The following is a 9,477-nucleotide window of genomic DNA, read 5'->3' as shown; positions in this document are numbered from 1 at the left end:
TGTTGCCTCACTCTCATGTCATGCCCGCGCAGGCGGGCATCCATCAGGCGGCGGCGCTTCACACAGGGGGGTGCATGGGTCCCCGCCTGCGCGGGGACGACCTCGTATAGGTGAGACACTATCCTGAAGAACTGGTATTAGCCGCGTTAAGGTGATTGCCAGGATCACTCCACGTCCGGCACGACGCGCTCGGCTTCGCTCAGGGAGGCCTCGACGGCTTCGGCGGCGCCGGGGATGCCGCTCTCGGCGAGGCCGTACTCGCGCGGGAGGTCGTCGGCGAAGCGCTCGAAGGCCATGTAGCCCGAGACCACGATCGAGCGGGCGTCTAGCTCCTCGCCGAAGCGGTCGAGCTTGGCCGTGTCCTCGGCCATCGGGAAGCGGAGCTGCGAGGTCTGGACCGGCCGCGCGGTGCGCTGCTCGGGGTTCCACTCGCTGCCGAGGTACTCGGCGGCCTCGCCCTCGGCCAGGTAGGACGCTTCGAGGACGCCGAAGAAGGTCAGCTTGTACTCGTCGTTCTTAGCCGGCTTCAGGACCTCGCCGGCGGTCGTCGGGAAGCGGTTGCCGGGCCGCTGCTGGTTGCCGAAGCCACCGAGGCCGCCCTGGCCGCCGGGGCCGCGGGCGGGGAGGAGGTAGAGCGTGAAGTCCTGCTCCTCGGCCGTGTCGGCGATCAGCGAGCGGATCAGGTGGCGCGGCGAGCCGAAGTACGCCTTGCGCCGGTTTGCCTGCCACCGCGCGAACTGCACCTCGTCGGCGGGCTCCATCTCCTCGAAGAGCGGCTCGCCGTTGAAGAAGTTGGAGTTCGAGCGCGCCTCGAAGTCGGTCAGGTCGTAGCGGACGCGGTAGCCGAGCGCCCGGTTCTCGATAATCAGTGGCTCGCGCGCCGTCGCGGTCAGCGTCCCCATCCGCTCGTCGAAGTCGAGCACGTACGGGTTCAGAATCTCCGTCTCCGCTGCGTTCGAGCTCTCGCCGAGAAAGCGGTGCTGGAAGCGCTCGTAGCGCGCCTGCCACCGCGCGTCCTCGGTCGACTCGACCGTCACCTCGCCGAGCTCGAACTCCGACTCGCGGAGCCGGAAGTTGATGGTCTTCGTGTCTCCGGCGTCGCGGAGGACGAGGTCCTCGGCGTCGGTCTCGAACCCGATGATCGAGGCCACGAGGCGGTGCGCGCCGAGCGGCACGGCGGGGAGGCGGTAGCGCCCCTCGGCGTTCGTGATCGTCCCGCGCTGGGTCTGGGCGAGGAAGACGTGCGCGCCCGGCAGCGGCTGCCCGTCGTCGCCGGTGACGGTGCCCGTGAGCGTGGCCGAGGTAGGCTGCGCGAGGGTGGGGAGAGCGAGGGCGAAGAGGGCGAGGGGGAGCGCGAGGCGTCGCATCGGCAGGGCGGGGCAGGAAGACGGGGTGGACGAAAGGGAAACGGCGGCACCGGCACGGCTAGTCTGCGCCGCGCAGGGCACTTCGGGCGGACTGGGAGATCGCGGGCTGACCACTAAAATAGTCATCCGAACAGCCCTGGCGACGAGGCAAAGCGCGGTGGCTGGAACTAGCAGGCTTGGACCCGGCTTTGCAGACGGGCGTAGCGTGCCGCGTTACTCCCGGCCCGACGGGAGCGGCTCTTGTACCGAACCAACCTCGACCCTGATGCCCTCGATGCCCCTCGCTCGCCGCCTCTTCGACCGCCCGGCTCCGGTGCGCCAGCGCGCCGCCCGCCACGCCGTGCTGCGCGGCTTCGGCCTGCTCGCGCTCCTCTTCGTCCTCGCCGGGTGTGATTTCAACGACGACCGCGACCCGCGCGGCTCAGGCGTGATCGTCGAGAACGAGGTGCGCGTCTCCACCTTCACGCTCAACGACGAGGACGACCGCGGCAACTTCCTCTTCTCGCGCACGCTGAGCGGCAGCGGCCTGGAGGTGCAGTACGAGGGACGGCCGTCGATCCTCACCCCGGCGGCGGTGGACGACGGGGTCGTGCTGCTCTACGCCTCGGACCAGACCGGCGCGGGCGGGATCGACGGGCTGATCCGCAACGGCTGGACGGCGCTCCCGATCACGCTTGGCGTTGACGCCGATGGGGAGGACTTCTTCGTGGACTATACCCTGACCACGACCTACACCTACGACGTAGAGCGGCTCTACGTCAACCTGATCGCCTCCAACGATCTCGGCGCGGAAGACTTCGCCATCACCGACGCGACGCTGGCAAGTATCGAGAACATCGCCTTCCGTCTCGTAACGATTCCCGGCGGCGGCTTCAACCGGGGCATCGACTACTCCGACTACAACACAGTCAGGCAAGCCTACGGCCTGCCGGACTGACGAAGGGGGAAGGGAGAAGCAGGAAGCGTCGTGTTCGGGTGAGCGCGGCGCTTCCTGCGTGAGTGGGCACTCCGTACGAACAGGCGCTTCGTACGAACGGGCACCGTCGAACGTTAACCGACCCCGAGGAACAGCGTAAAAATCCCGGCTGTACCACGCGCCATGCCCCGACCGATGCTCTCTCGCTCCGCTCCCTGCCTCGTGCTCGCCCTCTTGCTGGGCACCCTGGCGCTGCCTGCCCAGGCGCAGCCGGCGTCGGTCCTCGAGAACCCCGTGTTCAAGGCCGAGGCCACGCGCGGACTCGACCTGCTCTACAACATGGAGTTCGACGAGGCCGGGGCCATCTTCGACCGCCTCGCGACCCGCCACCCCGAGCACCCCGTCGCGCCGTTTCTCCAGGCGCTCGTCCCGTGGTGGCAGATCCTGATGGACCTCTCCGACACGCGCCACGACGACGCGTTCTTCCGCGCGATGGACGAGGTCATCGACCGCTCCGACGACCTCCTGCGCCGCGACTCGGGCAACCTCGACGCGCAGTTCTTCAAGGGGGCCGCGCTCGGCTTCCGGGGACGGCTGCAGAGCAACCGCCGCCGCTGGCTCAAGGCCGCCCTCGACGGGAAACGGGCGATGGACTACGTCCTCGACGTGGCTGACGAGAGCGAAGGCAACGCCGACTTCCTCTTCGGCCGCGGCATCTACGACTACTACGCCGCCGCCGTCCCCGAGCGCTATTCGTGGAGCAAGCCGTTTATGGGGTTCTTCCCGTCGGGCAGCAAGTCGCGCGGGCTGGCGGCGCTGCACCGGACGTTCCGCGAGGGCAGCTACCTCCAGGCCGAGGCCGCGTACTTCCTGCTCCAGATCTACTACATCTTCGAGCGCGACTACGCCAAGACCCAGCAGTTCATCGGGTGGCTCCGCGAGCGCTACCCGGACAACGCCTTCTTCCACGCCATGGAGGGCCGCATCCGCTCCCGCTTCGGCGACTGGAACGAGTCGGAGCGCATCTTCCAGGCGGTGATGCGCCGCCACGCCCAGGGCGACACCGGCTACAACGACGCGATTGCCGAGCAGGCGCTCTACTACCTCGGCCGCACCCAGCAGGTGCGCGGCAACCACGGCCAGGCCCTCGCGCTGTTCTACCGGCTCGAACAGGTCGCCGCGTCGCGCCCGCAGTCCGGCGCTTTCGAGACGCTCGGCCGGCTGCGCCAGGGCATGAGCCACGACGCCCGCGGCGAGCGCGACCAGGCCCTCGAGCGCTACCGGCAGGTGCTCCGGCTCGACGACTTCTCCGGTGCCCACGACCGCGCCCGCCGCTACATCGACCGCCCGTACGGACGGTCTTAACGACGAATGACGAGTGACGAATGACGGGTAGGTCCCTCATTCGCCGCTCGTCATCCGCAACTCGCAACTCGCTATGTTCTTCCGCTACTCCGAGTGGGACGAGAGCCGCCACGGCCAGGACCGCCCCACCTTCGACCGCCTCCTCGACCTCTTCCAGCAGCTCCTCTTCCACACTGGCGGCGACGCCGACGAGGCGCTGAGCTGGCTCACCCAGCTCGACAACAAGTACGGCCTCACCGATGACGAGATGGGCATCGGGGACTTCATCGAGGAGCTGAAGAACCGGGGCCTGATCGAGCGCGACCAGCAGACGGGCGTCGTGCAGATCACTGCGAAGGGGGAGCGCGGGCTGCGGCAGCGCTCGCTCGAAGAGATCTTCTCGCACCTCCGCAAGAGCGGGCGTGGCAACCACAAAACGCCCTTCGCCGGGGCCGGCGACGAGCGCCTCCCCGAGACCCGCCCGTTCACCTTCGGCGACGACATCCACGCGCTCGACGTCACCGGCACCCTCTCGAACGCCTTCCGCCGCTCCGGCCTCGGCGACTTCTCGCTCTCCGAGGACGACTTCCAGGTCTTCGAGACCGACCACCACTCGTCCGTGGCGACGGTCCTGATGATCGACCTCAGCCACTCGATGATCCTCTACGGCGAGGACCGGATCACGCCGGCGCGCAAGACCGCGATGGCGCTCTCCGAGCTCATCATGACGCAGTACCCCAAGGACACGCTCGACATCGTCGCCTTCGGGAACGAGGCGTGGGAGGTGGAGGTGAAGGACCTGCCGTACCTCCAGGTCGGGCCGTTTCACACCAACACGCGCGCCGGACTGGAGCGCGCGCGGACGATCCTCCGCCGCCGGAAGAACCGCAACAAGCAGGTCTTCATGATCACCGACGGCAAACCGAGCGCCCACTTCGAGGCCGGGCGGCTCTACAAAAACGCCTACGGTCTCGACCGCAAGATTGTCAACAAAGTGCTGGACGAAGCCGCTATCTGCCGCCGCGAGGGCATCACGATCACGACCTTCATGATCGCCCGCGACCCGTACCTCCAGAACTTCGTCCGCCAGCTCACCGAGACCAACCAGGGGCGGGCCTACTACGCGAGCCTAGACGACCTCGGCGGGTTCATCTTCGAGGACTACGTCCGCAACCGGCGCAAATTCACGCGCTGAGGTCCCGGCGCACTCTCGGTGCTTCTCGGGGGCCTGTCGGGAACCTGGACAGGGCTGAGACTGCTGGCGCCCAGGCGCTGCGCGGAGGCGGCGCTGAGCATACGGCAAGGGGAAAATGTCAGCCTTTGCTTGACTTACCGGAAGAAGGGCGCATTATAGGATTCGATCTGCACCGATAGGCTCTCATCCGTGCCGCCCTTTTGGCGGAGGTTTATGTCCTGAATTATTAAGTACTTGTGGCACTGCGCGCAGCGTTTGGATTCTGTTTTTCCCCTTGGATGACCCGATGACGCGGCCTTTCCCGTATGTACAGGAGAGCGCAAGGCACCGCACTAGACGCGCTCGCGAGGATGACCTGACCCACGTTGGTTTTCGACATACACTGTAGCGCCCACCACGTATAATCGGGGTGCTACTCGGGCGGCAGGCTTGGTGGTGGGGCCTGCCGCCCTTTGTATGTCTGGTCGGCAGAGGGGCCGAGGCTGCACGGGTCCAGCTTTCGACCCTATTTTCACGCGGTAGGTCGGGGCAGGCAGTGTACCTTGACACGCTGCTCCCGGCCCACGCACTGCCTTCTCCGTGCCCACGGTTTCCCTGACCAAAACACCGCAGACCGACGCTGACGCTGCCCGGCAGCGAGCCCTGGCGCGGCGCGGTCAGATCCCCGTCCACATCGCCGCGATCATGGACGGCAACGGACGCTGGGCGAAGCACCGGGGGCAGAGCCGCGTCGCCGGCCACCGCGAAGGGGTCGAGTCGGTGCGGGACGTCACCGAGGCGTGCGCGCAGATCGGGGTGCGGCACCTCACGCTCTACACGTTCTCGACCGAGAACTGGGAGCGCCCACCCAAAGAGGTGACGGCGCTGATGGAACTGCTGGTGCGCACGATCCGCCGCGAGGTGGGGCGGCTCCAGGAGAACAACATCCGCGTCCGCACCCTCGGCGAGCTCGACCGGCTGCCGCGCCGCGCCGCCGCCGAGATGCGCGAGGCCGAGGGGCTGACCTGCGGCAACACGCGGATGACGCTCAACCTCGCCCTCTCCTACAGCGGCCGCTGGGAGATCGCCCGCGCCGCCCGCCGGATCGCCGAGGAGGTTCACGCCGGCCGCCTCACGCCCGACGCGGTCGACGAACGCCTCATCGCCTCGCACCTGGACACGACCGGCATCCCCGACCCCGACCTGCTGATCCGCACCGGGGGCGACATGCGCATCTCCAACTTCCTTCTCTGGCAGCTCGCCTACACCGAACTCTACGTCACCGACGGCTACTGGCCCGACTTCCGGCGCGAGGCCCTCTACGCCGCCATCGAGAGCTTTCAGGACCGGGAGCGCCGCTTCGGCCGCGTGGCCGAGGCACCCCGCGATGCCCTCGTGCCGGAGCAATAACACCGCGAATCCGCCGTTCGTTGCCTGACCCGAACCACAGACCTCCGCCCTCCGTGATTGCCACCCTGCCGTCCCTCGTTCTGCGCCGCAGCCTCCTGGTCCTCGGGTGCGCTCTCATCCTCTCGCTGCCTGCCGGTGCGCAGGGCCTGGGGCAGCCGCTGGCGCAGGTCGGCGGCGCTCCCATCGGAGCCCCCGCGTCGTACGAGATCCTCGGCCTATCGGTGGAGGGGGTCAGCGACGAGAGCGCCCGCCAGTTCGTCCTCTCCTCGAGCGGCCTCCGCGTCGGGCAGTCCGTCACGATCCCCGGCGACCAGGCGATCTCCGACGCCATCCGCCAGCTCTACCAACTGGGCAACTTCGCCGACGTGGACGTGCTCGCCGAGCGCTACGTCGGCGGTGGGGTGTTCCTGCTCGTCCGCGTCGAGGAGGTCCCGCGCCTGGGCGAGGTCAAGTTCGAGGGCGTCAAGGGCGGCGACCGCGACGAACTGAAGGACCGGGTGCCGCTGCTGCGCGGGCAGGCGCTCCGCCCGGCCGGCATCGAGCGCAGCGAGCAGATCATCCGCGACTACTTCGCCGAGAAAGGCTTCCGCCTCGTCACGGTCGAGACCACGCAGCAGGCCACGCCCGAGGGCAGCACGCGCGTGACGTTCGACGTCAGCCGGGGCCGCAAGGTCGAGATCGGCGACATCAACTTCGCCGGCAACGAGGCCTTCGACGAGAAGCGGCTCCGCAAGCGGCTCGGCAACAACGCCGAAGACCGGTGGTGGCGCTTCTGGGGCGCGTCGACCTTCGACGAGCCTGGGTTCGAGGAGGACAAGCAGAACCTCATCGCCTACTACAACGACCGCGGCTTCTACAGCGCCCGCATCCTTCGGGACTCCGTCTACCTCGACACGTCTGAGCCCGACGACCCCGAGATCGTGATCGACATCCAGGTGGAGGAGGGGCCGAAGTACCACATCCGCAACCTCGCCTTCGACGGCAACGCCGAGTACACGGACGAGCAGCTTCTCTTCGCCCTCAACATCGAGCGCGGCGAGGTTTACAGCCGCTCTAAGCTCGAGCGGAGCCTCTTCTACGACCCGCAGCACACCGACATCACCTCGCTCTACTCCGACCGCGGCTACCTCCGCTTCAACGTCCAGCCGCAGATCGTCGAGGTCGAGGGCGACTCGCTCGACATCACCTTCACCATCGACGAGGGCGACATCTACGAGTTCGGCGAGATCACGGTGCGCGGCAACACGCGGACGAAGGAGCACGTCATCCGCCGCCAGCTGCGGACGGTCCCCGGCCAGACCTACAGCCGCCAGGCGCTCGAACGCTCGATCCGCGAGCTGATCCAGCTCGGCTACTTCGACCAGCAGAAGCTCGCCGAGGGGCCGCGCGTCTCGATCGACGAGGAGACCAAGAAGGTGGACCTCACCTACAACCTCGTCGAGACCGGCGGCGACCAGCTCGAGCTCTCCGGCGGCTGGGGCGGCTCCGGCTTCGGACTCATCCTCCAGGCCCGCGTCGCGTTCAACAACTTCTCCATCCAGAACGTCTTCAACGGCAGCGCATGGCGGCCCGTGCCCTCGGGCGACGGGCAGCAGCTCGCGCTCTCGGTCCAGACCTCGGGCCTGCGCTACCAGAGCTACTCGGCGACCTTCACCGAGCCCTGGTTCCGGGGGCGCAACACGCCCATCGGCGGCTCGCTCTCCTACACCTTCCGCGACTTCTCGAACAACTCGCGCCTCATCGGCCTCGACGAGTCGGAGATCAGCACGGTCTCGCAGAAGTTCTCGACCTTCAACGCGGGGCTGTTCTACCGCCAGGCGCTGACGTGGCCGGACGACTTCTTCCAGAGCGGGACGAACCTCGGCTACCGGCTCTACGACCTCACCGGCGAGTCGCTCAGCCGCAGCTACGGCCTGCCCCAGGGCACGAGCCAGGAGCTGACGGTCCGCCAGAGCCTGACGCGCAACTCCTTCGACGCGCCGCAATTCCCGACTGCCGGGTCGAGCCTGCTGCTCTCGGCCGAGGTGGCCCTCCCGATCCCAGGCTTCATCCAGTACCACAAAGAGAAGTTTTCGACGCGCTGGGTGACCCCCATCGCCGGCCGCCTCGCGCTCGACTTCTCGGCCGACTACGCCTACATCGGCTCGCTCACCGGCGGCGACGTGGAGTTCCAGCGCTTCCTCGTCGGCGGCTCGCCGCTGGAGGCCCAGAGCACGTTCCAGGGCTACGGCAAGGACATCGTCTTCATGCGCGGCTACCCGACGCTCGCCATCACGCCGGTGCAGAACGGCCGCCGCGTCGGCGGGCGGATCCTGAACAAGTACTCGATGGAGGCCCGCGTCGTGGCGATCCAGACGCCGCAGTTCACGGCCGCCCCGTACCTCTTCGTCGACGCCGCCAACACCTGGAACAGCTTCGACGACTACAACCCGACGAAGCTCTTCCGCTCGGCCGGCTTCGGGGCCAAGCTGTTCCTCCCGTTCCTCGGGCTGATCGACCTCAACTACGGCTACCAGATCGACTCGTTCACGGACATCCGCGGCAACGCGCCCCTCGAGATCGGGCCGCAGTGGCGCTTCCAGTTCTCGCTCGGCGGGCAGTAGGCCGTCTTTGGTTTCTGGTTTTTAGTTTCTGGTTTGTCGAGAACAGTCGGGGACAGCCAACTAGGAACCAGAAACCAGAAACTCAGCAACCGATGCGACGCATCCCTCTCCTGCTCCTCGCGCTCGCCGTGGCGGTTCCGGCCGTGGCCCAGCAGCGCATCGCGTACGTCGACTCCGAGTTCCTGCTCGACCAGATCACCGAGTACCGCACGGCGCAGTCCAACCTCGACCGCCTCGCCCAGCAGTGGCAGGGCGAGCTCGACCAGTTGCAGCGCGAGGTGGACGAGCTCGCGCGGGACTACGAGGCCCGGGAGCTGCTCTTCACCGACGACGAGCGCGAGCGCAAGCGCCAGGAGATCGCGGCCAAAGAGCAGGAGCTGGAGTCCCGGCGGATTCAGCGCTTCGGGCCGGAGGGCGAACTCTTCCGCGAGCAGCAGCGCCAGATGCGCCCCATCCAGGAGCGCGTCCTCGAAGCCATCGACCGCGTCGCCCAGGACGAGGAGTACGACTTCGTCTTCGACAAGAGCGGCGACTTCCTCTTCCTCTACGCCAACGTCGACCTCGACATCTCGGATCTCGTCCTGGACGAGCTTGGCATCGAAACTACGCAAGCCCAGGGCGGGCGCTAGACGCGGCCCCGCCCGCTCCAACTCTGACCACCAG

General features: G+C 67.6%; 7 protein-coding genes. 6 read left to right on the top strand and 1 reads right to left on the bottom strand.

Annotated features, from left to right (window positions below; translation table 11 throughout):
* Positions 1-164 precede the first annotated feature (164 nt).
* On the bottom strand, positions 165-1,367 hold the full coding sequence (locus AAGI91_02780; protein MEM1041532.1) for a carboxypeptidase-like regulatory domain-containing protein: 1,203 nt from the start codon (positions 1,365-1,367) through the stop codon (positions 165-167).
* A gap of 274 nt (positions 1,368-1,641) precedes the next feature.
* Between AAGI91_02780 and AAGI91_02775 the strand changes: the two genes are divergently transcribed.
* The 6 genes from AAGI91_02775 (at position 1,642) to AAGI91_02750 (ending at position 9,443) form a co-directional block, all read left to right on the top strand.
* Positions 1,642-2,304 carry a hypothetical protein gene (locus tag AAGI91_02775; protein MEM1041531.1) on the top strand — a complete coding sequence of 221 codons (663 nt, stop codon included), beginning with the start codon at positions 1,642-1,644 and terminating at the stop codon, positions 2,302-2,304.
* Positions 2,305-2,478: 174 nt separating this feature from the next.
* The gene (locus AAGI91_02770) at positions 2,479-3,648 is read left to right on the top strand and encodes a tetratricopeptide repeat protein (GenBank protein MEM1041530.1); all 1,170 of its coding nucleotides are present in this window, start codon (positions 2,479-2,481) and stop codon (positions 3,646-3,648) included.
* 73 nt (positions 3,649-3,721) lie between these two features.
* Entirely contained in the window at positions 3,722-4,822 is a 1,101-nt protein-coding gene (locus tag AAGI91_02765) for a VWA domain-containing protein (GenBank protein ID MEM1041529.1), read from the top strand.
* Positions 4,823-5,401: 579 nt separating this feature from the next.
* On the top strand, positions 5,402-6,211 hold the full coding sequence (locus AAGI91_02760) for an isoprenyl transferase (protein MEM1041528.1): 810 nt from the start codon (positions 5,402-5,404) through the stop codon (positions 6,209-6,211).
* A gap of 53 nt (positions 6,212-6,264) precedes the next feature.
* On the top strand, positions 6,265-8,814 hold the full coding sequence (bamA, locus tag AAGI91_02755) for an outer membrane protein assembly factor BamA (protein MEM1041527.1): 2,550 nt from the start codon (positions 6,265-6,267) through the stop codon (positions 8,812-8,814).
* 92 nt (positions 8,815-8,906) lie between these two features.
* A complete protein-coding gene (locus AAGI91_02750) occupies positions 8,907-9,443 on the top strand; it encodes an OmpH family outer membrane protein (GenBank protein MEM1041526.1) in 537 nt (178 codons plus the stop codon).
* The last annotated feature ends 34 nt before the right edge of the window (positions 9,444-9,477 follow it).

The organism is Bacteroidota bacterium, assembly GCA_038746285.1.
Taxonomy (GTDB): domain Bacteria; phylum Bacteroidota; class Rhodothermia; order Rhodothermales; family JANQRZ01; genus JANQRZ01.
The sequence above is the reverse complement of the archived record's forward strand: the minus strand, read 5'-3'. Positions and strand labels throughout refer to the sequence as shown.